General features: G+C 30.7%; 25 protein-coding genes, 1 pseudogene and 1 riboswitch. Of the genes and pseudogenes, 4 read left to right on the plus strand and 22 right to left on the minus strand.

Annotated features, from left to right (window positions below; all coding sequences use genetic code 11):
- Positions 1-114: 114 nt before the first annotated feature.
- Positions 115-207, plus strand: a pseudogene (gene prli42 / locus J3R86_RS06065) (stressosome-associated protein Prli42); the annotation flags it as partial.
- Between the two features lie 159 nt (positions 208-366).
- Here prli42 and J3R86_RS06070 read toward each other — a convergent pair.
- The 17 genes from J3R86_RS06070 to J3R86_RS06150 all read right to left on the minus strand — a co-directional run bounded on the left by J3R86_RS06070 (position 367) and on the right by J3R86_RS06150 (position 16801).
- Positions 367-1347, minus strand: a complete 981-nt coding sequence (locus tag J3R86_RS06070) for an aromatic acid exporter family protein (RefSeq protein WP_207516523.1) — start codon at positions 1345-1347, stop codon at positions 367-369.
- Between the two features lie 13 nt (positions 1348-1360).
- Complete coding sequence (gene brxB, locus J3R86_RS06075; protein ID WP_207516524.1) at positions 1361-1798, minus strand: bacilliredoxin BrxB; 438 nt, start codon at positions 1796-1798, stop codon at positions 1361-1363.
- Between the two features lie 327 nt (positions 1799-2125).
- The gene (locus J3R86_RS06080) at positions 2126-3421 is read right to left on the minus strand and encodes a dihydrolipoamide acetyltransferase family protein (RefSeq protein ID WP_207516525.1); all 1296 of its coding nucleotides are present in this window, start codon (positions 3419-3421) and stop codon (positions 2126-2128) included.
- A gap of 12 nt (positions 3422-3433) precedes the next feature.
- Positions 3434-4417: an alpha-ketoacid dehydrogenase subunit beta gene (locus J3R86_RS06085; protein WP_207516526.1), complete on the minus strand. Its 984-nt coding sequence runs from the start codon at positions 4415-4417 to the stop codon at positions 3434-3436.
- On the minus strand, positions 4417-5409 hold the full coding sequence (locus J3R86_RS06090; protein WP_207516527.1) for a thiamine pyrophosphate-dependent dehydrogenase E1 component subunit alpha: 993 nt from the start codon (positions 5407-5409) through the stop codon (positions 4417-4419). The genes J3R86_RS06085 and J3R86_RS06090 overlap by 1 nt, the downstream gene beginning before the upstream one ends.
- A gap of 15 nt (positions 5410-5424) precedes the next feature.
- The gene (gene lpdA / locus J3R86_RS06095; RefSeq protein WP_207516528.1) at positions 5425-6846 is read right to left on the minus strand and encodes a dihydrolipoyl dehydrogenase; all 1422 of its coding nucleotides are present in this window, start codon (positions 6844-6846) and stop codon (positions 5425-5427) included.
- A gap of 165 nt (positions 6847-7011) precedes the next feature.
- Entirely contained in the window at positions 7012-8688 is a 1677-nt protein-coding gene (gene recN, locus J3R86_RS06100) for a DNA repair protein RecN (protein ID WP_207516529.1), read from the minus strand.
- 15 nt (positions 8689-8703) lie between these two features.
- Entirely contained in the window at positions 8704-9156 is a 453-nt protein-coding gene (gene ahrC, locus J3R86_RS06105; RefSeq protein ID WP_207516530.1) for a transcriptional regulator AhrC/ArgR, read from the minus strand.
- Between the two features lie 467 nt (positions 9157-9623).
- Positions 9624-10505 (minus strand): polyprenyl synthetase family protein, encoded by an 882-nt coding sequence (locus tag J3R86_RS06110; RefSeq protein WP_207516531.1) that lies wholly within the window; start codon positions 10503-10505, stop codon positions 9624-9626.
- Positions 10483-10713 (minus strand): exodeoxyribonuclease VII small subunit, encoded by a 231-nt coding sequence (locus J3R86_RS06115; protein WP_207516532.1) that lies wholly within the window; start codon positions 10711-10713, stop codon positions 10483-10485. The genes J3R86_RS06110 and J3R86_RS06115 overlap by 23 nt, the downstream gene beginning before the upstream one ends.
- Entirely contained in the window at positions 10706-12043 is a 1338-nt protein-coding gene (gene xseA / locus J3R86_RS06120) for an exodeoxyribonuclease VII large subunit (protein ID WP_207516533.1), read from the minus strand. Before xseA ends, J3R86_RS06115 begins: the two co-directional genes overlap by 8 nt.
- 17 nt (positions 12044-12060) lie before the next feature.
- On the minus strand, positions 12061-12450 hold the full coding sequence (nusB, locus tag J3R86_RS06125; RefSeq protein WP_002463470.1) for a transcription antitermination factor NusB: 390 nt from the start codon (positions 12448-12450) through the stop codon (positions 12061-12063).
- A 55-nt stretch (positions 12451-12505) separates the two neighbouring features.
- The gene (locus tag J3R86_RS06130; RefSeq protein ID WP_207516534.1) at positions 12506-12868 is read right to left on the minus strand and encodes an Asp23/Gls24 family envelope stress response protein; all 363 of its coding nucleotides are present in this window, start codon (positions 12866-12868) and stop codon (positions 12506-12508) included.
- A gap of 11 nt (positions 12869-12879) precedes the next feature.
- Positions 12880-14238: an acetyl-CoA carboxylase biotin carboxylase subunit gene (gene accC, locus J3R86_RS06135; RefSeq protein ID WP_207516535.1), complete on the minus strand. Its 1359-nt coding sequence runs from the start codon at positions 14236-14238 to the stop codon at positions 12880-12882.
- The gene (accB, locus tag J3R86_RS06140; RefSeq protein ID WP_002463464.1) at positions 14238-14705 is read right to left on the minus strand and encodes an acetyl-CoA carboxylase biotin carboxyl carrier protein; all 468 of its coding nucleotides are present in this window, start codon (positions 14703-14705) and stop codon (positions 14238-14240) included. The genes accC and accB overlap by 1 nt, the downstream gene beginning before the upstream one ends.
- Before the next feature lie 451 nt (positions 14706-15156).
- Positions 15157-15714 carry an elongation factor P gene (efp, locus tag J3R86_RS06145; protein WP_207516536.1) on the minus strand — a complete coding sequence of 186 codons (558 nt, stop codon included), beginning with the start codon at positions 15712-15714 and terminating at the stop codon, positions 15157-15159.
- A gap of 25 nt (positions 15715-15739) precedes the next feature.
- Entirely contained in the window at positions 15740-16801 is a 1062-nt protein-coding gene (locus J3R86_RS06150) for a M24 family metallopeptidase (protein WP_207516537.1), read from the minus strand.
- 104 nt (positions 16802-16905) lie between these two features.
- On the opposite strand from J3R86_RS06150, the gene J3R86_RS06155 reads away from it, so the two are divergent.
- A complete protein-coding gene (locus tag J3R86_RS06155; protein ID WP_207516538.1) occupies positions 16906-17484 on the plus strand; it encodes a hypothetical protein in 579 nt (192 codons plus the stop codon).
- Positions 17485-17500: 16 nt separating this feature from the next.
- Complete coding sequence (locus J3R86_RS06160; RefSeq protein ID WP_207516539.1) at positions 17501-17719, plus strand: SA1362 family protein; 219 nt, start codon at positions 17501-17503, stop codon at positions 17717-17719.
- A 370-nt stretch (positions 17720-18089) separates the two neighbouring features.
- Here the strand turns inward: J3R86_RS06160 and J3R86_RS06165 are convergent, their stop codons facing one another.
- Positions 18090-18920: a lipoate--protein ligase family protein gene (locus J3R86_RS06165; RefSeq protein ID WP_207516540.1), complete on the minus strand. Its 831-nt coding sequence runs from the start codon at positions 18918-18920 to the stop codon at positions 18090-18092.
- Between the two features lie 151 nt (positions 18921-19071).
- On the opposite strand from J3R86_RS06165, the gene J3R86_RS06170 reads away from it, so the two are divergent.
- Positions 19072-19458, plus strand: a complete 387-nt coding sequence (locus J3R86_RS06170) for a rhodanese-like domain-containing protein (protein WP_002464328.1) — start codon at positions 19072-19074, stop codon at positions 19456-19458.
- Positions 19459-19759: 301 nt separating this feature from the next.
- Here J3R86_RS06170 and gcvPB read toward each other — a convergent pair whose 3' ends face one another.
- From gcvPB to J3R86_RS06190, 4 genes are all read right to left on the minus strand, one after another.
- Positions 19760-21235 carry an aminomethyl-transferring glycine dehydrogenase subunit GcvPB gene (gene gcvPB / locus J3R86_RS06175; protein WP_207516541.1) on the minus strand — a complete coding sequence of 492 codons (1476 nt, stop codon included), beginning with the start codon at positions 21233-21235 and terminating at the stop codon, positions 19760-19762.
- A complete protein-coding gene (gcvPA, locus tag J3R86_RS06180; protein ID WP_207516542.1) occupies positions 21225-22574 on the minus strand; it encodes an aminomethyl-transferring glycine dehydrogenase subunit GcvPA in 1350 nt (449 codons plus the stop codon). The genes gcvPB and gcvPA overlap by 11 nt, the downstream gene beginning before the upstream one ends.
- 21 nt (positions 22575-22595) lie before the next feature.
- The gene (gcvT, locus tag J3R86_RS06185; protein ID WP_207516543.1) at positions 22596-23687 is read right to left on the minus strand and encodes a glycine cleavage system aminomethyltransferase GcvT; all 1092 of its coding nucleotides are present in this window, start codon (positions 23685-23687) and stop codon (positions 22596-22598) included.
- 74 nt (positions 23688-23761) lie between these two features.
- Positions 23762-23876, minus strand: a riboswitch (glycine riboswitch).
- Positions 23863-24387 carry a shikimate kinase gene (locus tag J3R86_RS06190; protein WP_207516544.1) on the minus strand — a complete coding sequence of 175 codons (525 nt, stop codon included), beginning with the start codon at positions 24385-24387 and terminating at the stop codon, positions 23863-23865. (Overlaps the previous riboswitch by 14 nt.)
- Positions 24388-24437: the final 50 nt, after the last annotated feature.

Consider the following 24437-nt stretch of genomic DNA (forward strand, 5'->3'; position numbering starts at 1 on the left):
CTCATATAATTAAGTTATAAAAATATATTGATTGCTAATTTCAACTTATCGTATAATGATTAAAATATATTACATTGATGACAACATCATTTTTTAAATTTTCGGAGGTTGACTATGAATAACAAAATATTAAGAATTATTATAATTGTTATGTTAGTTTCAGTAGTATTAGCACTTATATTAACGAGTTTAATTCCTATTATGTAATCTACTTTTATAAAAATTAAACTAACAAGCCAGTAAATGAGTTATTAACAATTCATTTACTGGCTTGTTTAACATTATAAAATCTGTCTTGATAGTTAGCACAATATTGTTGATTCATGTACATGATCAATATTTGAACTATTTTAAATATGTCTATGTTCAGGTTATTTCGCTATGCATTTTTAATGAGCCAAATTGAGATTTAATTTGTAAATACTCCTCTAATTCATTCAAAATTTGGATTACACTTGCTCTAGAGTTAAGTGCTTGATGAGAAGTAGGCAACGGTAATTGATCTAATTTCAAACGTAACTCATATAAATTATGTAGTCTCATTGCAGTATAGTCATTACTATTTACGTTTTGTCCGATTTCTGTTAACAATTTTGACAAATCATTTAGTAATGGATCATGATGACTTATATTTTCAAGAAGTGGTTTCATTCTTATTAATAATTCTACTTGTTCTTCTCTCATATCAAAATAATGATAGTATGAATTCTCATTTCTGACAAAATGATTTTTAACATCTCTAAATGCAATTGATTTAGCTTTTTTGATTTTTAATAATAAATCATCAAATTCTAACGCAATAGTTTCGTTATACTGTTGACAAATATAACTAAATTGATTAAATATATCTGCAATTTGATTTTCAATTTGACATTTAAATTGATCCAATTTTTTATCTAAGCTAGGCATCATTAAATTCATTATAAAAGCGATACTTAAACCAATGATTAATAATAATGTTTCATTAATAATTAAATGTAAGTTAATCGCTTTTGCATTAAATACATGTAGTAAGATAACACAACTTGTAATTACACCTTCTTGAACCTTTAATACTACGGTTAACGGTATAAATAACAAAACAATAAGCCCTAGAACTATAGCATTTTGGCCTAACAAACTAAATATCGCTGAACCTAAAAATAAAACTAAGAAACAAGACACTAGTCTTGAGTTAATCGCTTGAAGTGAATGTACTTTAGTATGTTTAATACATAGAACGACCAATATAGCACTAGAGGCGTAATTATCTAAACCTAATAGTTTACTGATAATTACGCCTAAAGTCATACCCACTGCTGTTTTTATAGTTCTAAATCCAATCTTATAAGGATTTAACTGTAACATGGGCTATTGCCTCTTATCTTTCTTCACAATATTTATTGAATAACGTTTGTAGTTGATTAATTACATCTATAACATCATGACCTTCAATTTGATGTCTTTCTACCATTTCTTGAATCTTACCATCTTTTACTAACGCAAAAGATGGACTTGAAGGTGCATATCCTTCAAAATAATCTCTTGCACGTTGAGTTGCTTCTTTATCTTGTCCTGCAAAAACAGTAACTAAACGTGTAGGTAATACATCATAATGTAAGGCATGTGCAGCCGCTGGACGTGCTACACCACCTGCACAACCACATACAGAGTTAACCATTACTAATGTCGTACCATCTTGTTGAAGTACTTTATCTACATCTTCTGCAGTTGTTAATTGTTCGTAGCCAGCAGATTCAATTTCATTTCTTGCTTGCTCAACTACACCATTCATATATAAATCAAAATTCATATCCATAAGTCAATTCACCTTTCCCTAACCTATTATTTAAACTATCTACATTCTACTAATTAATATCACTTTGTTCAATAAACTAGTTTATAATTATTTTAATTTTAACTGATATCATATTATTTTTAATTCATTTTTCGTTACACTTGTTATTTCACTTTATTAATGATCACTTTATGTGTTAGTTATAGCTTTAATTTTAATTAAGCAAAATGCTTTGCCATATAAGCTTTGAGATAACATAGTCGTCGTGATACTGTCATTAAAAAAGAATGAAACGCTAATGTCTCATTCTTGTATTATTGTATCGTTACTTAATATTTAAATTAACAATTAATAAATATTTGTATTGTCAACAGAATATTGCTCTATTCTATTCTTGATATGGTTCATAAATTGACCTGTTTGTAAGCCATCTAAAATACGGTGATCTATTGAAATACATAAGTTAACCATATTTCTAATAGCAATCATATCATTAATAACTACTGGTTTCTTCACAATAGATTCCACTTGTAAAATTGCAGCTTGTGGATGATTGATTATTCCCATTGAAGAAACTGAACCAAATGTACCCGTATTATTAACAGTAAATGTTCCGCCTTGCATATCTGCGTTTGTTAATGATTTATTACGCGCTTTTTGTGCCAATTCATTAATTTCTCTAGCTATGCCTTTGATAGATTTTTCATCAGCATGCTTAATAACAGGAACATATAACTTGTCACCGTCAGCAATGGCAATTGAAATATTAATATCTTTGTGTAACACTATTTCATTACCTTGCCAGCTACTATTTAGTAATGGATATGCTTTTAGGGCATCTGCTACAGCTTTTACAAAAAAGGCAAAGAACGTTAAATTATAACCCTCTTTTTGTTTAAAACTATTCTTATAATAGTTTCTAGTATTTACTAAATTTGTTGCATCTACTTCAATCATCATCCAAGCGTGTGGAATTTCAGTAACACTATTGACCATATTTTGAGCAATTGCTTTTCTTACACCATTAACTGGTATTGAACTAGATGTTTGGTTATGATTTGTCACATCATTATTAATTTTTTCAGTTGTTTTATTGTTATTATCATTAGACAATGGACTATTTGGTGTAGCTTCTGATGTACCATTTTCAATAGCTTTAAGTATATCTTTCTTAGTTACTCGTCCTTCAAAACCACTACCATGTACTAGTGCTAAATCTATATTATGTTCTGATGCTAATTTAAATACGACTGGTGAATATCTACCATTATTTCTTGGTTGTTGTTCCGTAAGTTGGTCATTTATTGTGTCGATTTTATTGTTATTGTCAGATGCTTTATCGACCGTAACCTTTTGCTCTTCAACATTGTCAATCGTATTATCTATAGTTTGGTCAGTATTTGAAGATGCATCAGCTGTTGCTATCTTACATATCACTGTATCAATTGCTACAGTTTGACCTGCTTCTACTGTTATTTCAGTAATGGTACCAGAAATCGTAGAAGGGACTTCAGCTGTTACTTTATCAGTAATGACTTCACATAAAGGTTCATATTCATCTATATGGTCTCCAACAGAAACTAACCATTGTTCTATTGTACCTTCATGAACACTTTCACCTAATTTAGGCATTGTAATATCCATGTTTTTCCCTCCTTAATAGTCTGCTAATTGTCTCATTTTATGCAAGATTTTTTCTGGATTCATCATTAATTCATTTTCTAAAACAGGTGAAAATGGCATTGATGGTACGTCTGGCGCAGCTAATCTCATAATTGGAGCATCAAGATCAAATAAACAGTGTTCAGCAATAATTGCAGACACTTCTGACATTACACTACCTTCTAAATTATCTTCAGTAACTAATAATACTTTTCCAGTTTGTTTCGCACGATCAATAATTGTATCTTTATCTAAAGGATAAACTGTTCTTAAATCTACAACCTCTACATTAATACCATCTTCAGCTAATATATCAGCAGCTTGTAAACAATAATTAACCATTAAGCCATAACAAAATACAGTTAAGTCGTCACCTTGACGTTTAACATCAGCTTTACCTAAAGGAACAGTATAATATTCTTCAGGTACTTCTTCTTTTAAGAAACGATAAGCTTTTTTATGTTCAAAGTATAAAACAGGATCGTTTGATTCTATAGATGATAATAATAATCCTTTAGCATCATACGGAGTCGAAGGAATGACTATTGTTAATCCTGGTGTTGAAGCAAAAATACTTTCAATACTTTGTGAATGATAAAGGCCTCCATGAACCCCTCCACCAAATGGCGCGCGAATAGTTAGTGGACATCCCCAATCGTTATTTGAGCGATATCTCATTTTAGCTGCTTCACTAATAATTTGATTAGTTGCGGGTAAGATGAAATCAGCAAATTGGATTTCAGCTATTGGTCGTTTACCTAACATTGCTGCACCTATCGCTGTACCAATGATATTTGACTCTGCTAATGGCGTATCAATTACTCTATTTTCTCCATATTTTTCTTGTAAACCTTGCGTAGTGCCAAATACGCCGCCCTTTTTACCTACGTCTTCGCCAAGAATAAATGTATTATTATCATATTGTAGTGCTAAATCTTGTGCTTGGCGTATCGCCTCTAAATAAGATAACTTTGTCATTAATTAAGGCTCCCTTCTTCATAAACATAAGTATAAGCCTCTTCAACATCAGGGTAAGGTGCTTCTTCAGCAGCTTTTGTAGCTTGGTTAATAATTTCCTTATGTTCTTGTTCTATTTCTTGTAACCATTGTTCATCAATAATTTCATTTGCTAACAGTTCGTTTTTAAATTTTTCATTACAATCAGCTTTTTTTAAATTATCTCTTTCTTCTTTTGTTCTATATTGATCATCATCATCAGAAGAATGGGCAGTCATCCTACTTGTAACAGCTTCAATTAGAGTAGCACCTTCACCAGCAAGTGCACGTTCTCTAGCTTCTTTCATCGCTTTATACACAGCGAGTGGATCATTTCCATCTACTTGCTCACCAAACATGCCATAACCAATCGCTCTATCTGATAAATTTTTAGCAGCATATTGCAACGAATCAGGAACTGAGATGGCATATTTATTATTAATGATAACGCAAACCATTGGCAATTTATGCACTCCTGCAAAATTGAGACCTTCATGGAAGTCACCTTGGTTTGAACTACCTTCTCCTACAGTGGCAGTGGCAATATTTTGTTTGTCATCCATTTTTAATGCTAAAGCAGCACCTACCGCATGTGGAATTTGTGTTGCTACTGGAGAACTTTGTGATAGTATATTATGTTCTCTACTACTAAAATGAGATGGCATTTGCTTACCACCAGAATTGATATCTTCTTTTTTACCAAATGCTGCTAAAAAAGTATGATATGCTGAAATTCCCATGTATGTAACAAATGCTAAATCACGATAATAAGGAGCTGAAATATCCCCTTCTTTCATAGCATAAGCCATACCAATTTGTGTAGCCTCTTGGCCTTGTCCACTTACGACAAAAGGTATTTTACCAGCACGGTTTAACAACCATAATCTCTCGTCAATTTTTCTACCTAAATCCATTGCTTTATAGATTTCTTTTAGGTCTTGTTCAGTAAGGCCTAGTGATTTATAATCAATCATCTTTTATCCTCCAATTTAAACATGAATAGCTCTATCTTCAACTTTTAATCCTAATTCCATTAATACTTCAGAAATAGAAGGATGTGCATGAGTTGTTAAACCTAATTCTAGTGAAGAACCATTCATAAACTGCAATAATGAAACTTCATTTATCAATTCTGTTACATGTGGACCAATCATATTAATGCCAATAATCTCTTGGTTTAACTGATCAACAACCATTTCACAATATCCTTTTTCACTATCACTACTATCAATAACCGCTTTGCCAATTGCTTTAAATGGTACTTTATAACCTCGTGCCTTAATACCTTGTTTTTTAGCTTGTTCAATAGTTAAACCAATGGAAGCAATTTCAGGTTGAGTATAGACACACTTAGGCATTAAGTTATAATTTACTGGAATTGGTCCAGCATCAAACATATGTTCAACTGCAACAATACCTTCCTTAGAACCCACATGTGCAAGTTGTAATTTACCAATGCAGTCACCAGCAGCATATATATGTTTGTCTTCAGTTTGTTGAAACTCATTTGTCTCAATATGACCACTTTTTGACAGCTTAATCTTAGTATTATTCAAACCAATATCAGCTGTATTTGGTTGTCTACCAACAGATAATAATACTTTGTCTACGACAATGTTGTCATTATTTAGTGATAAGCGTACATCACTTTCAGTTACTTTGACATCTGATTCGGCAAGTTTGACATTTTCATGAAATTTAACGCCACGTTGAGTTAAAGCAGTTTTTAAAACTTTAGCAATTTGGGTACTTTCAGTCGGTAAGATGGAAGGTCCAGCTTCAATCACAGTAACATCTACACCTAGATCAACCATTAATGACGCAAATTCTAATCCAATGACACCACCACCGATTATGCCTATACTTGATGGCAACGTTTCTAATGCTAATACATCATCACTAGACAGAATTCTTTCATGATCAAATGGTAAAAATGGTAATGCATAAGGCTTAGAACCAGTAGCAATCAAGACAAATTGATTTGGTAAAATGTCAGATTCTCCATCTTCGTATTCAACTGATATTGTTCCACTCTGTGGTGAAAATATTGAAGTTCCCAAGATTCTACCTGTACCGTTATAAATATCAATGTGATTGTGTTGCATTAAATGTTCTACACCTTGATACATTTGTTTTACAATTTCTTCTTTACGTGCAAACATCTTGTCATAATTAATATCATAATCTTCAACATTTATACCGAATGTTGATGCATGTTTAACCGTTTGCAGGACTTCAGCAGATTTCAACAGTGCTTTTGTTGGGATACAACCTTTATGTAAACATGTTCCACCTAATAGACTACGCTCTACAATTGCGACTTTTTTTCCAAGTTGAGATGCGCGAATTGCGGCAACATAACCTGCAGTTCCTCCACCTAAAACGACTAAATCATATTGTTTTTCAGACATGACTTTACTCCTAACTATTTATGGACATGACAATTTGCCATTGTTGTCCCTAATTTTCTAAGACAAGCATACTAAATCATTTTACATCATATGTAGGTCGTAGAAAATTAATTTAATATATTTATTTAAGTCAATTTACAAAAATTTACATTATTGAAATAATATTTATTGTCTTTTATTCTGGTCAATCATTTCTTTAGCATTTTGTCTCGTCAATTCAGTTACACTAGCACCCGAAATCATACGCGCAATTTCATCCACTTTATCTTCATCTTTTAATTCTTTTACTTGAGTTATCGTACGGTCATCTTTAGTATATTTCGAAATCAATAAATGATGATCACTCATAGATGCGACTTGTGGTAAATGAGAAATACAAATGACTTGAATAAATTCAGCAATATCTTTCATTTTTTCAGCCATTCTTTGTGCAGCTTGTCCAGACACACCAGAATCAACCTCATCAAACAATATTGCAGTTTGTCCTCGTGACTTAACAAAGATACTTTTCAGAGCTAGCATTATTCTTGATAATTCCCCACCAGAAGCAATTTTATTTAAACTTTTTAGAGGTTCACCTTTATTAGGGCTAATTAAAAATTCAACAAATTCTATGCCATCTTTATTAGGTTCATCTAAAGGTTTAAATGAAATCTCTAAATTAGCATCTTTCATTTGCAAATTCTGTATTTCTGCTACGATGTGGTCTCTAAGTTCTCGAGCTACTTTACGTCGCTCTTGTGACAATGATTCACCCACACTATAGACTTCACTATATAGGGAATCAATTTGTGCTCGCAATTCTGCTGTACTTTGTTCATAATTTTCAATTTTATTTATTTCATTTGTTAATTTTTCTTGATATGAAATTAATTCTGAAATATCTTTACCGTATTTTCGTTTCAAATTTGTTAATAAATTCATACGAGATTCAAATTCATTTAACGTTTGTTCATCAAATTCAGTATTTGCCATTTCATCATACAACTCATGCTTGGCATCTTCTAAAATATAATAAAATTGATCGATATCTTCTTTTAATTTTTCATATTTTTGTGGAACGATATCATTGATAATTTGAAGATGATTACTTAATTCATATAACCTATCAGTTATCGCATTTTCATCTGTTAACGTTTGATGCGCATTATTAAGTGCTAAACTTAACTTTTCTGAATTTTGAATTCGTTTAATATCAACTTCTAACTGTTCAATCTCTCCATCTTTCAGTTGAGCTTCTGTTAACTCTTCCAATTGGAACTTCATTAAATCAAGCCTTTGTAATAATGCTTGGTCTGCAGATTCCAACTCTTCTAATTCTTTCTTTTTATTAACATAAGTTTGATAAGTATTGTGGTATTGATCGATTAAATCTTGATAGCGTTTTTCTGCATAATTATCAAGTAACGTTAAATGATATTTCTGTTTTAGTAAAGATTGCGTTTCATGTTGTCCATGTATATCTAGTAATTCTTGCATTACTCTTCTTAAATCTGATAATGTCACTGTTTGATTATTTATCTTGCACAAACTCTTACCAGAGCTGAAAATTTCTCTCTTAACCAATAAAAAATCTTCATCAATTTCTATATCCATATCGTTAAGTATATGAATTGCGTCTTTACTATCATCAATATCGAATATACCTTCAATTATAGCTTTCTTTTCACCATGCCGAACAAAATCAGATGATGCTCTCATACCAATTAATTGTCCTATAGCATCGATAATAATGGATTTACCTGAACCCGTTTCACCACTTAACACGGTTAAACCATCTGAAAAATTAATTTCTAATTCCTCGATTATGGCAAATTGTTTGATTGATAAGGTTTGTAACATATAAACATCGCTTCCTTATAACAAATTAAAAATTCTTGTTTTAATTTCTTCACTAGCTTCTTTATTTCTACAAATAATTAAGCAAGTATCATCACCACAAATAGTTCCTAATACTTCTTCCCAATTAATTTGATCTAAAATTGCTCCAATAGATTGTGCATTACCAGGTAAGGTTTTAAGTACTAATAAGTTGTCTGTACCATCTATATTTACAAATGAATCCATTAAGTAGCGACCTAATTTCTCTAATGGATGAAATTTACGATCGTTTGGTAAACTATAAACATATTGACCTGATGGAATAGGTACTTTTATTAACTGTAATTCTTTAATATCTCGTGAAACAGTCGCTTGTGTAACATTTAAATCATAATCATTTAATCTTTTTACTAATTCATCTTGTGTTTCAATTTGTTCATTTGATATAATTTCTCTTATTTTAATATGCCTAACTGATTTTTTGGGCACAACAAACACCTCTGATTACGAATATTTATACAGTTATTTTAACATATGCCTTCTTTTACTACTACTAATCACTTTTGCAATAAAAGGGTAAACATAGTTGATTGTTTCAATAAATGGTTTATAAAGCTGAATATATTACATTAAAGTTATACATTTTCAAATGTATAAAAATGAATATCTGTGTAATATACTTAAAGAAATTCAAATAATTTAAATATATGTTTCTTTATTATTTAAAAGGTTACACTTAAAAGCTCATAACTTAATTTGTTTAACAGAATGTAGACATCTTATATTTATTAGTGCAAAAAAAGAAACTCTAAAAAATGGCCCTATAATAAATTGGGTCGGTAAGATATCTTTAAAATTATCTTATCAACCGAATTTGACAAAGAGCCTAAAAAATTAAGTCTATATAAACAGATGTTAAAAATAAATAAAACCCAAGACATTAATTGTCTCAGGTCTTAGTGATCTCTATTGAAGAATAATTCTACAATGTTTTCTAGCTGTGAAATATCATAGTCATCATCTAATTGTCTTAATTCATTTAGCGCTTGTTCTTTATGATACTTGAGTTTATTTTCAGTTTCGTCTTTACCTAATAAACTTACATATGTACTTTTATTATTTTCAATATCACTGCCAATTTTTTTACCTAGCTTTGTTTCATCACCATAACAATCAAGCAAATCATCTTTAATTTGAAACATTAGTCCTAAATGATAACTAAAATGTTCTAGATGACTATGTGTGATGTCATTCACTTCAGCAATGTCAGCAGCGCTTAATACTGCAAATTGTAATAATGCACCTGTCTTAGTTTCATGAATAGCTTCAAGTATATCTATGCCTACTTTTTTATCTTCGCTTTGCATATCTAACATTTGACCACCTACCATACCCATGTGGCCACTTGCAATTGATAATCTTTTAATGACATCTACTTTTTGCTTATCACTTAATGCTTTATCACATGCTATCAATTCAAAAGCTTTTGTCAGTAATGCATCTCCAGCTAATATAGCAGTCCATTCACCATAAACTTTATGGTTAGTAAGTTTGCCACGTCTATAATCATCATTGTCCATTGCAGGTAAATCATCATGAATTAAAGAATAAGTGTGTATCATTTCTAAAGCTAAAGCACTTTGTAATCCTAAGCGATAATCTTTATTCAAAGCATTTAAAGTTAGCATTAATAATACTGGTCTGATTCGCTTACCTCCAGCATTTAAAGAATAGAGCATACTTTCTTCAATCGGCGTTGATAAATTCGACATTTGAATTGAATTGTCTAAAGATTCATTGATTTCATCAATTAATTTATTCATCGGTATCATTGTCATTATCATCATCCTGTGTTTCTTCTTTAATTAAATCATTCACCTTTTTTTCGGCATTTTTTAATGTTGTGTCACAAGCTGCAGATAATTTCATACCTCTTTGATATAAATCTAAAGATTCTTCTAATGAAACAGTCTCATTATCTAATTTTTGGACAATGTTTTCTAGTTCTTGCATCATTTCTTCAAAACTTTGTGTTTCTTTAGTCATCATTACACCTTACTTTCGTCACTTTTGCATCTACAGTACCATCTTTCATTGTTAATGTCATATTATCATCAACATTCAAGTCTTTAGTACTGGTAATGACTTTTTCATTTTTATTAATTATTGCATAACCTCTCAACATTGTATTCGTCGGACTCAAATTATTTAAATTTTCCACTTTATATTTAAGTTCATTCTGATAAGTCATGACTTTATTATTTAAGATTTTGATAAGTTGTTCTTTCAATTGGTCATTACTCTTGGCTTTTTCATAAACATTATATTGCAAGTCTTTTAAACTAAATCTTTGTTGAGTTAACAACAACTTATGACGTTGTTGTTCGATTGTATTTATAATGTTTTGATTCAACCTTTTTTCTAAATCATCACGTCGTTGAATTTGTTGATCATATAACAATGATGGTTGTTTAAATTTATAATATGATGCTAAATAATCAACATGTTTTTGTTGCTGCTCGATATACTTTTTAATATGTCGCGTTAACGTGAATTGATACTGTTTAATTTGCTCTATTAGGTCAAATTGATCAGGTGTAGCAATCACAGCTGCTTGTGTAGGTGTTGCCGCTCTTACATCAGCAACAAAATCACTCAACGTAAAATCTGTTTCGTGCCCTACTGCAGATATGATTGGTGTTTGACAATTAAATATAGCTTTAACAACTTCTTCTTCGTTAAAATTCCATAGATCTTCAATAGATCCACCACCTCGACCAACAATGATCGTATCTACACCTAAACTATCTGCATATTGAATTTTTTCAATAATATCTTCTTTAGCTTTTTCACCTTGAACTAATGTATTAATTTGAATTTGTTCAACTAAAGGAAATCTACTATTAATAGTTGAATGAATATCTCTAATTGCTGCACCTGTACCTGCAGTTAACACTGCTATTTTATGTGGAAATCTAGGTATAGCTTTTTTATTACTATTATCAAAATAGCCTTCTTTAGATAATTTCTTTTTTAACTGTTCTAATTTTTGATATAAATTACCAATGCCATCTAACTGCATCTTGTTAACATAGATTTGATAATTTCCTCGACGTTCATACACAGATACTCGTGCCTCTAATAAAACTTCATCCCCTTCTTTAGGTTCAAAATTTAAATTGGAAGCACTACCTTTAAACATCATCGCACTTATAACACTTTCTTTATCTTTAACATTAAAATATAGATGACCACTTGAATGTTTTTTAAAATTTGAAAGTTCTCCTTTTAAAAGGATAGATTGTAAGTGTGGATCTTGATCGAATTTATATTTAATATATTTAGTTAGGGCTGAAACACTTAAATAATCAGACATATAACATCAACTCAATTTTATTTTTTTATATTACTTAGCACACCATTAATAAATTTATAATGGTCATCATCACTAAATTGCTTAGTTAATTCGACCGCTTCATTTATAACTACTTTTTCAGGTGTATCACTATGCAATATTTCATAAGTCGCCATTCTTAAAATAATACGATCAGATTTTAATAATCTTTCAATTGTCCAATCTTTTAAATGAGGACGAATTGTTTCATCAAGTACTGGTTCATGATCTTTCACTCCAGAAACCAACCAATGAATAAAGTCAAAATCTAAATCTGGATCTTCGTCCTTAATGAAACTAATCGCTTCATTTATTGTTAAATCACTATTTTTCATTTCTAATTGAAACAAAGTTTGAAAAGCTTGCATTCTAGATTCTTTACGACTCATTTTTGACTCCTTCGGACACTTAAAGTTTTCTATAATTTTATATCACAAATTTTTATTATTTTGCTATAACAATTTGTGTAATATGAATATTAATTTGTTTTGGTTCTAACGCAGTCATAGTTGAAATTGAATTAAAAATTGATGTTTGAATTTCATTTGCAGTTTTTGAAATATTAACACCATGTTTTAAAGCACAATAAACATCAATGTATATACCATCGTCTTTTGCTTCAATCTTTAAATCTCGACTTAAATTTTTACGACTTACTTTTTCTAAATTTGTTTCTTTTAAATCAGCAAAATGTCCAGTTATACCTTCTACTTCTGCAGTGGCTATACTTGCAATAACAGATAATACTTCTGGTGCTATTTCAACTTTACCTAAATTTGAATTTGAATAATCTGTTACTTTAACCATAGATTAACCTCCTATTTGTCATCATCGTCCATAATACTATTATTCTCTAAGAAGTTAGTATTAAATCTACCATTTCTAAATATATCATTATTTAATAATCTAATATGGAATGGAATTGTTGTATCTATACCTAAAACGACAAATTCACTTAACGCACGAATACCTGCCATGATTGCTTCTTCACGTGTTGGTTCATGAACAATTAATTTAGCAACCATTGAGTCATAATATGGTGGAATCGTATAATTAGTGTAGCATGCTGATTCTATACGTACGCCATATCCACCTGGTGCTAAATACTGCGTTATTTTACCAGGAGAAGGCATGAAATTCTTGTATGGATTCTCTGCATTAATTCTAAATTCAATAGCATGTCCGTTCAATTTAATGTCTTCTTGTTTGTAAGGTAATACTTCCCCCATAGCAACTAGTAATTGTAATTTAACTAAGTCAATGCCAGTTACCATTTCTGTTACAGGATGTTCTACTTGAATACGTGTATTCATTTCCATAAAGTAAAATTTATTATCATTAAGATCATATATAAATTCAATTGTACCTGCATTTTCATAGTTCACTGCTTTAGCAGCTCTTACCGCTGCATTTCCCATTTCACGTCTAGTTTCATCATCAAGAATTGGGGATGGTGCTTCTTCTACTAACTTCTGCATACGACGTTGTATTGTACAATCACGTTCTCCTAAATGTATAACGTTGCCAAAACTATCACCAATAATTTGAATTTCTATATGGCGGAAATTTTCAATGAATTTCTCCATATATAATCCACCATTACCAAAGGCAGTTTGCGCTTCTTGCTCAGTCATACGAAAGCCAGTTTCTAATTCTTTTTCATTACGAGCTACTCGTATACCTTTACCACCGCCACCAGCAGTTGCTTTTATGATGACTGGATAACCAATATTTTTAGCAATTTTTTTAGCTTCTTCAACATTTTCCATTAAACCATCACTACCAGGAACTACTGGAACATTTGCTTTAATCATTTCAGCTTTAGCAACGTCTTTAATGCCCATTTTTTGTATTGATTTATAACTAGGTCCAATGAATTTAACTTGACATGCTTCACATAGTTCTGCAAAATCAGCATTTTCAGCTAAAAAGCCATAACCAGGATGTAAAGCATCACAACCTGTAGAAGTCGCTATTGATAGTATATTAGGTATATTTAAATAAGAATCTTTAGACGAAGTTGGACCTACGCAATATGCTTCATCAGCAATTTGAGTATGTAGCGCATCTTTATCCCCTTCAGAATAGATAGCAACTGTTTGAATACCTAAATCGCGACAAGCACGAATGATTCTTACTGCTATTTCGCCACGATTTGCTATTAGAACCTTTTTCATTATTTCACCTTGAATAACGGCTGGCCATACTCTACCATTTGTCCGTCTTCTACTAAGATTTCTACAATTTCTCCAGAAACTTCTGCTTGTATTTCATTAAATAATTTCATTGCTTCTAAAATACATACTGTCGTATCATTTGAAACTGAATCACCAACTTGCACATAAGCTTCTTCTTCCGGTGATGGTGATTTATAAAATGTACCTACCATTGGTGCATTAATTGTTTTATGGTTATCAGTTACTGTATGTTTAGATTCGTCAACACTATTATCTACAGATGGTGACTGCTGTACTTGCGGTGCTACATTTTGCATTGCAGGTTGTGATATTTGTGGTGTAACAATTTCTGTTTCTTTTTCTTTTTTCAAAGTCACTTTACTGCCTTTTGTATCTTCAATATTAATTTCTGTCAAAGTTGATTGATCAAGAATTTCTATTAATTCTTTTATTTCTTTAAAGTTCATTAGTACTGACTCCTTCAGTTTGTTTTCATCTACCCACTTATTTTACTTGAGACTTAGCGTCAATTCAAGCATGTTCATATAGTAGTTCATCATAGCATAAATCTAAAAGATATTTTTTAAGTATTATGTATTAGATGATAAAAACGACAATATTAGAAATGATTTTTGGAACGATTTATATCATAGGACTATCTAACAAGACTGATTAGTATTTTAAACAGTAGATTTATCAACGTTTTATAACGCAAACTGATACTTCAATCTATATGATACTATAAATTAAATACTACGATTTCTATTTCGAATTTATATATTTTTTTAATTGATAATGTACTTTTAAGCAAAAAATCTCGCAACAATATCATTATGACCATTAAAGATCAATAATAATATTATCACGAGAATTCATTGTAATTTATGTGCAATGTTAATTGCTAGTTTGATCAGATTGTTACGCTCTTGAAATATAACTTCCATCACTTGTATTAATTAATAATACATCGCCTTCATTAACGAATAATGGAACATTTAATGAATATCCAGTTTCAACTGTAGCTGATTTTGTAGCACCTGTTGCTGTATCACCTTTAATACCAGGCTCAGTTTCAGTTACTTCTAATTCAACAGTTTTAGGTAATTCAACACCAATTGTTTCGCCTTCATAAGTTTGAATTTGAACTTCCATGTTTGCTTTCAAGTAGTTTAATTCATCTTTTAAGTAGTCACTTGAAAGTTCTGTTTGTTCAAATGATTCATTATCCATGAATACATGATTGTCACCATCAGCATATAAATATTGCATACGACGATTTTCAATCATTGCTTGTTCTACTTTTTCACCAGCTCTAAATGTTTTTTCTTGAATTGCACCAGTTCTTAAATTACGTAATTTTGATCGTACAAATGCAGAACCTTTACCAGGTTTAACATGTTGGAAATCAATTACTTTCCAAATTGCATTATCCACAGAAATAGTTAAACCAGTCTTAAAATCATTAACCGAAATCATTCAGTTTCCTCCTCATTATACACGCTTATGATAAAACTATAAGGTCTTTTGTACATTTAGTAAAGACTTCACAGCCATTTTCTGTAATTAAAATATCATCTTCTATTCTTATACCACCTAAACCATCAATGTAGACACCTGGTTCAATTGTCACACAATTATTAACCTGCAATTTATTATTAACCGTTTTAGCAAGCATAGGACCCTCATGAATTTCTAAACCAATACCATGTCCTAATGAATGTCCGAATTCTTTACCATAGCCTTTATGTTCCAAATAATCTCTTGCTAATGCATCAGCCTCTTTGCCAGTCATACCTGCTTTTATTTCATTAATAGCTTTTTGTTGTGATTCTAATACTATTTGATAGAGTTCTTTAAGTTTTGGATCAGGCTCACCAATAGCAAATGTGCGAGTAATATCTGAACAATAACCGTTATAATACGCTCCAAAGTCTAAGGTAACCATATCACCTTGCTCAATCACTTTATCACTTGCAACGCCATGTGGTAAGGCACCTCTATAACCAGATGCAACGATAGTATCAAATGAAGGGCCTTCTGCTCCTAATTCAAGCATTTTACTTTCAAGTTTGGCTTTCAATTCTTTTTCTGTCATACCTGCTTTAGCTATTGTTAAAATATAATCATACGTATCATCTACGATTGTTGCAGCTTTCTTAATTAAAGCAATTTCCTCTTTATCTTTAACTTCACGTATTTTATCTACAGCGTTAGAAATACTGATTAATGTTAAACGACTTTTATTAAGTTCAACATAAGTGTCATAGGTTACATCATGACCTTCAAATCCGATATCATCATATTGGTTGTCATGTAATAATTTTTTAACTTCCTCGATTATTGAATTTGTTCTATTAATTATAGTAAAATCTTTAGCCTGAGACGAAGCTTGTTCAATATATCTAAAATCAGTAATTAAATATTGTTCATCTTTCGAAATAATTAATGCACCACTAGTACCTGTAAAACCAGATAAATATCTACGATTATAATCTGACATAATTATAATTGCATCAAGATGCTTCTGATTTAATATTTCTCTTACTTTACTTATTCTAGTCATATTTATATCCTCCTTGTGAAATGTTTGTGCATTCCACCTTTTTACATTAAAATAATATCATAATACGTGAAATAAATAACAGATTTTGGTTTAGGGAGATTGTAATGAAAAAATTGATTTCAATTGTTGGTGTGACTTTTTTACTTGCCGGATGTGGTACACAACACTTAGCACCATTAGAAGATAAAACAACTGACTTACGTGATAGCAACCATCAGCTCAAACTTGATATTCAAGAATTAAATCAACAAATAAGTGATTCAAAATCAAAAATCCAAGGTTTAGAAAAAGATAAAAAAGATAGTAAAAAAACAGCAACTAATAATACTAAAATCAAGAAATTAAATGCAACATCACATTATTATGATAGTCTGGCAACCGCGCTTCAATCTTATAAAAATATCGAACAAGACGTCTCTAAAAATAAAGGTCAAAAAAGCATCCAACAAAAGCTGGATAAAATATCAAACAATATTACTGATGCACATGATCAATATACAGAAGACATTGACGGCCATAAATTAAGTAAAGACGAAAAGAATGACTCTAAAGTTATCAATAAGTTAAACAAAAATTTAACATCAGCTTTTGATGATATTTCCACTGGTTATCAAAATAAAGATAAAAAGCAAATACAAAGAGGTCAAAAAAAGTTAGCTAAACTTAATATAAATTCACAATAAAAATAGGAGTTTTATTATGCGTAACATATTATTTTATATAGTTTTAATTATTGCTGCTATTGGTCTTGTGATGAATATCGATCAATTTTTATTTTCTATTGCAAGAATGCTAATTAGTTTAGCAGTTATAGCAGGAATTATATATTTAATTTATTATTTCTTCTTCCTTACAGAAGATCAACGAAAATATCGTAAAGCTGTGAGAAAATATAAAAAAAATCAAAGACGTAAATAATATAAAGCAGCAAAAGGAATGAATCATAAAAATACATTTCTTTTGCTGCTTATTTATGTTTTACACTAAATTAATGCCCAAGGACCAATTCATATTTATATATAATTACAGTTCGTGTCCTACCAGTTTCATAAAGTCTATGTAACCGAAATTTAAATTCTGGCTTATTCAAATATTTAGCATTTACTATAAAAAATCATCTTCGTTCTTAGATTAATAATAACTACTATTCTATCATAGAAATTAATCAACTAAGAAAAAACGATTTCATTTTAAGTTGTATTGCTATTTCCTTGAAATGTCTTTGTCTAATGGTGCTTTATATTAATTTTCAATTGTTAATTAGTACTTTACAATATAAATATCTTGACTATTTTCTATAAGTCCATTCATCTGAGCGATATTTTTCAGCTAGTTCTTCCACTTCTTTCAATTGTTGCTCAGTTAATTTAAGTGGTTTCAAGTCAATATTTAAACCTGTTTTAAATCCTTGTTCAAATGCCTTTTCCATTTGCTCGATAGTTACATGTTCTTCGGAAATATCATTTATTGCAACTGCTTTTTCAATAAATGCATCTTTCATTTTTTGTTTTAATCTTTCATTTTTATATATAAACATATCAAATAATTCATCAATATCTATATCTTGCAAAATTGAACCATGTTGTAAGATAACACCTTTTTGTCTTGTTTGTGCACTCCCGGCGATTTTGCGACCTTCAACAACTAACTCATACCAACTTGGAGCATCAAAACAAACAGAACTTCTAGGTTGCTTTAATTTTTGTCTTTCTTCAGGTGTTTTAGGTACAGAAAAGTACGTTTCAAACCCAAGGTTTTTAAAACCTTCAAGTAAACCTTGAGAAATAACTCTATATGCTTCTGTAACCGTCGAAGGCATATTTGGATGTGATTCTGGGACGATTACACTATATGTCAATTCTTTATCATGTAAGACACCTCGGCCACCAGTTTGACGTCTTACTAAACCAAAGCCTTTTTCTTTCACTTTTTCAATATCTATTTCTTTTTGTAAGCGTTGAAAATATCCAACAGATAATGTCGCTGGATTCCACGTATAAAATCGAATTACTGGATCAATCTCGCCTCTTGAGACAAAGTTTAATAAAGCTTCATCCATTGCCATATTATAGTATGGATCTTGACTTCCAGTATTAATAAAATTCCAAGTTTCAGTCATTGAAAAATCCCCTATCAACAAAATGATTTATTTTTATTTCGCTAATTATTGTTTATCAATAGAAATTATTTCAAAACTTTAGTGAAATATTTTGATAATTTAACTTAACAGCCTTATAATTATATTATCGTTTAATTAGGGAGGATGCAAGATGAGTGCTAGTTTGTACATTGCAATAATTCTAGTTGTAGCAATTATTGTTTACATGATCGTCCAACAAATTCTTAACAAAAGAGCTGTTAAAGAGTTAGATCAAAATGAATTCCATGAAGGTCTAAGAAAAGCTCAAGTAATTGATGTCAGGGAAAAAGTAGATTATGATTATGGTCATATTAACGGTTCCCGTAACATTCCGATTACAATGTTTAAACAAAGATTTCAAGGTTTACGTAAAGACCAACCGATTTATCTATGTGATGCGAATGGAATAGCTAGTTACAGAGCTGCCCGTATTCTTAAAAAGAATGGATATAGTGATATTTATATGCTTAAAGGCGGTTACAAAAAATGGACTGGTAAAATTAAGTCTAAAAAGTAGCTTGAGCATTAATTATTCATTCCAATTAAAATTTAGTTATTAAAAATTATTATTAAGGTACATTAAAAGTCAGTGAATTGGTTATGCCATATTCATTGACTTTTTATTTTTCTTGTAATAATGATGTTCGTTTACAGAAACATTTTAACAACAACATTATTGCAAAAATGTGTCATTTTACAAACTCGTTTGTGAGTCTATTAAATTTCAAAACAAAAATGACCTACTACCATAGTAAACACGGTAATAGGTCATATAATATTGTGTAATCCTTTTATTTAAAATTTAATCGTCATTTTTGTTACTCTTTTTCACTTTTCAGATTTTCAAATTTTAAAATAGGTTTACGTGCTGCAGTGGCTTCATCTAAGCGATCAATAATCGTTGTATGAGGCGCCTCTAAAACTTTATCTGGATCTTCTTTTGCTTCATTTGCTATTTGAATTAATGTATGTACAAAGTAATCTAATGTTTCTTTAGATTCAGTTTCAGTTGGCTCAATCATCATACCTTCTTCTACATTAAGTGGGAAATAAATAGTTGGTGGATGTACACCAAAATCTAATAATCTCTTCGCCATATCTAAGGTTCTAACACCGAATTCTTTTTGTTTTGATCCACTTAATACAAATTCATGTTTACAATATTGAGTATATGGAATGTCGAAATGTTCAGATAAACGTGCCTTAATATAATTAGCATTTAGAACTGCTGCTTCAGATACTTCTTTTAACCCTGTAGCACCCATAGTTCGAATATACGTATAAGCTCTTAGATATATACCAAAATTACCGTAAAATGGTTTAACACGACCTATGGAATTCTTGATATCATTATCGTATTTAAAAGTATCTCCATCTTTAATTACCATTGGTTTAGGTAAATAACTAGCAAGTTCTTTCACTACACCTACCGGACCTGATCCAGGACCTCCTCCACCATGAGGACCTGTAAATGTTTTGTGTAAATTAAGATGAACTGCATCAAATCCCATATCTCCAGGACGAACTTTATCCATAATGGCATTTAAGTTAGCACCATCATAATATAATAATCCACCAGCATTATGAACAATTTCACGAATTTCCATTATATTTTTTTCGAAAATTCCTAATGTATTAGGATTAGTTAACATAATAGCTGCTGTGTTTTCATTTACAACTCTTTTCAAATCTTCTATATCAACTTCACCGCGTTCATTCGATTTTACAGTTACAGATTTAAATCCTGCGAAAGATGCAGATGCTGGATTTGTACCATGAGCAGAATCAGGAACGATAACTTCATCACGATGTCCTTCACCATTATTTTGATGATAAGCTTTAAAAATCATTAATGCAGTCCACTCTCCGTGAGCACCAGCTGCTGGCTGTAATGTTACTTCATCCATACCAGTGATTTCTTTTAGCTCTTCTTGTAAGCTATAAATAATTTCTAATGATCCTTGCACTTGTTCTTCATCTTGCAAAGGATGTGATTCACTAAATCCTGGTATTCTAGCTACTTTTTCATTAATTTTAGGATTATATTTCATAGTACATGAACCTAATGGGTAAAAACCATTATCTACACCAAAATTTTTATTAGATAGTTCTGTATAATGTCTCACTAAGTCTAATTCAGCAACTTCAGGAAATTCAGCTTTATCTTTACGAATAAATTTATCATCTAATAATTTTTCAACAGCATTATCATTAATATCACTTTGTGGTAATGAGTAGGCATATCTACCTTCTCTTGATCTCTCAAAAATTAATGGGCTTGATTTACTTATCATTTAGCTCACCAGCTTTCTCAACAAATGTATCAATTTCTTCTTTAGTTCTTAATTCTGTTACTGCAATTAACATATGGTTATCGAAGTCTTCAGAAACTACACTTAAATCAAAACCACCAATCATGTTAAACTTAACTAATTCTTCATTAATTTCATGGATAGGTTTATTAAATTTAACGACAAATTCGTTAAATGAGGTACCATCTAAAACTTCAAAACCTTTATTTTTAAATTGTTGTTTAGCATAATTTGCATGCTCAAAATTTTGAACAGCAATATCATATAGTCCTTGTTTGCCAAGAGCTGACATTGCTATTGATGATGCCAGTGCATTCAAAGCCTGATTTGAACAAATATTTGAAGTCGCTTTATCACGACGAATATGTTGTTCACGAGCTTGTAATGTCAATACGAAACCTCTGTTACCCTCGTCATCTTGTGTTTGACCAACTAAACGACCAGGTACTTTACGCATTAATTTTTTAGTTGTAGCAAAATATCCACAATGTGGACCACCAAATTGTGCTGGGATACCAAAAGGCTGTGTGTCTCCTACTACTATATCCGCACCAAATGAACCTGGAGGTGTTAATAATCCTAATGCTAATGGATTTGCATAAACTATAAATAAAGCTTTTTTATTTTCAATGAAACTATGGACTTTCTCTAAATCTTCTATTGAACCATAAAAATTAGGATATTGTACTGCTACTGCTGCTGTATCATCATCTACAGCTTGCTGTAACTTATCTAAATCAGTCACAGTACCATCTAAATCTATTTCTACTATTTCAAACTCTTCACGAGTTTTAGCATACGTTTTTAATACTTGTAAAGCTTGATAATGTAGTCCTTTTGAAACGACAATTTTATTTTTTTTAGTTTGGCTAAATGCTAAAATACATGCTTCTGCAAAACTTGTCATACCATCATACATAGATGAGTTGGCTACATCCATATTAGTTAATTCACAAATTAAAGTTTGAAATTCAAATATAGCTTGAAGTTCACCTTGAGAAATTTCTGGTTGGTATGGTGTATAGGCCGTATAGAATTCTGATCTAGAAATCATAGCATCTACTACAGCAGGAGTATAATGGTCGTATACTCCAGCTCCTAAAAACGATGTATGCGTCTCTTTTGTTATATTTTTACTAGCAATTCTATTCAGTCTTCTTAGTAAAGTTGTTTCTGCTTCACCTTCAGCAATATTTAAATTTCTATCTAATAATATATCCCCTGGAACATCACCAAAAAGCTCGCCTATTGATTCTGCGCCTATTGTTTGTAACATTTCTTTTTTATCATTTTCAGTTAAAGGTATATAACGATGACTCACAATGCACACCCCTTAGTAAAATTATTTTTCAATTTGATTTTTTTTGACAATTTTTGCTTTTAACTGTTTCTTTCTTACTTGAACAAGTAACTCTCTACCCATTTCAAATTGATCTCTATTAATAATAGCAAAAGCAATTGATTTACCAGATGATGGTGATTGAGTTCCAGAAGTCACTTCTCCTATAACTTTACCATCTAAATCCATAACTTCATAGCCAGTTCTAGCAATCCCTTTTTCTAAAAGTTCAAGTCCCACTGTACGTCTAGGTGAACCATTTTCTTTTTGATCTTTTAATACAGATTTACCAATAAAATCAGCATCAATTAATGGTTTAGCTGCAAAAGCAATACCACCCTCATATGGTGTTATTGACTCAGTTAAATCTTGGCCGTGTAATGGTAAACCTGCTTCAAGTCTTAAAGTATCTCTTGCGCCTAAACCACAAGGAACTACATCATACTCTAATAAACCATCCCAAATTTTTTCAGTATCATTAATATCGCAGTATATTTCAAAACCATCTTCACCTGTGTAACCAGATTGAGAAAGTATCACTTTTGTTCCAAATAACTCTACATTTTGCTTAAATTCAAACATCGTCATTTCAGAAACATCAACATCTACTAATTGGTTCATTAAGTCACGTGCTTTTGGTCCTTGTAGAGCTAATTGACCGAATTGATCAGAAACATTTTCAATTTCAACTTGGAAATTTTTATTATTTTTTTTAATCCAATTAAAATCTTTATCAGTATTTGCAGCATTTACGACTAATAAATAGTCATTGTCAGCTAGTTTATATATTACTAAATCATCTATTACTCCACCTTCTTCATTACACAGTGCAGTATATAATGCTTTAGATTCAGTTAAGATGTTTGTATCATTAGATAAAAGGTATTGCACAAATTCACTAGCATCTTGTCCAGATATTTTTATTTCTCCCATATGACTTACATCAAATAGACCAATTTCATATCGAACAGCATTATGCTCCTCTTTAATACTAGAAAATTGAACAGGCATTGCCCATCCACCAAACTCTACAATTTTCGCTCCTCTATCAACATAGTTTTGATATAACGGTGTTTGTTTTAAATCGCTTGACATTGAAATACCCCCTTAAATTTTAAAAAAACAGGGTAGCTTAAGCTACCCTGTTTAAAATCACTAATTCAGGAACGCGTTACAATATTATCCTTTTGCCTGAGAGTTTCGTAGTAATTACTTGCACCTTCGGCGATGATCCTTGAAACTTGCTAGTCATGTTTCAAAGTCATTCTCTCTAATATTGATCAGTCGCTTTTATTAAATTTAGCAATTCATTATATATTTCTGAAGTTGTTAGTAAATCACTTTGCAACTTCGTGAATGCGATTTCATTATATCTTAAATATCTAGATGAATACAAGTTATTTAATTGTTCTAACGTTTTATTTTGGGCATTAGGTCGATGTGGGTCATTTATTACTCTGTCATAAAGTGTTTTAATATTAGCATCTAACCAAATAACATATTTTTGGTTCTTTAATAGCTTAAATGCGTCTTCACTTTCAACTATACCTCCACCAGTGGCTATAACTTCAAACTTAGTAATACACTCTTGTAAATATTCACTTTCTAATTGACGAAAATATTGTTCACCATATTCATGGAATATATCAGGTATTGTCTTGCTTTCTTGTCTTTCTATATATTGATCTAAGTCGACAAAAGATAAATTTTGCTTTTGGGCAAAATCGTTACCTATCGTAGTTTTTCCACTACCCATAAAACCAATTAAAATCATTGTATTATCGAACTTTTTCATACTTACTTCCTTCTTTCAACGACTTTACTATTTGTTCATCGTAATCAATT

The organism is Staphylococcus simiae (assembly GCF_017357005.1).
Taxonomy (GTDB): Bacteria; Bacillota; Bacilli; order Staphylococcales; family Staphylococcaceae; genus Staphylococcus; species Staphylococcus simiae_A.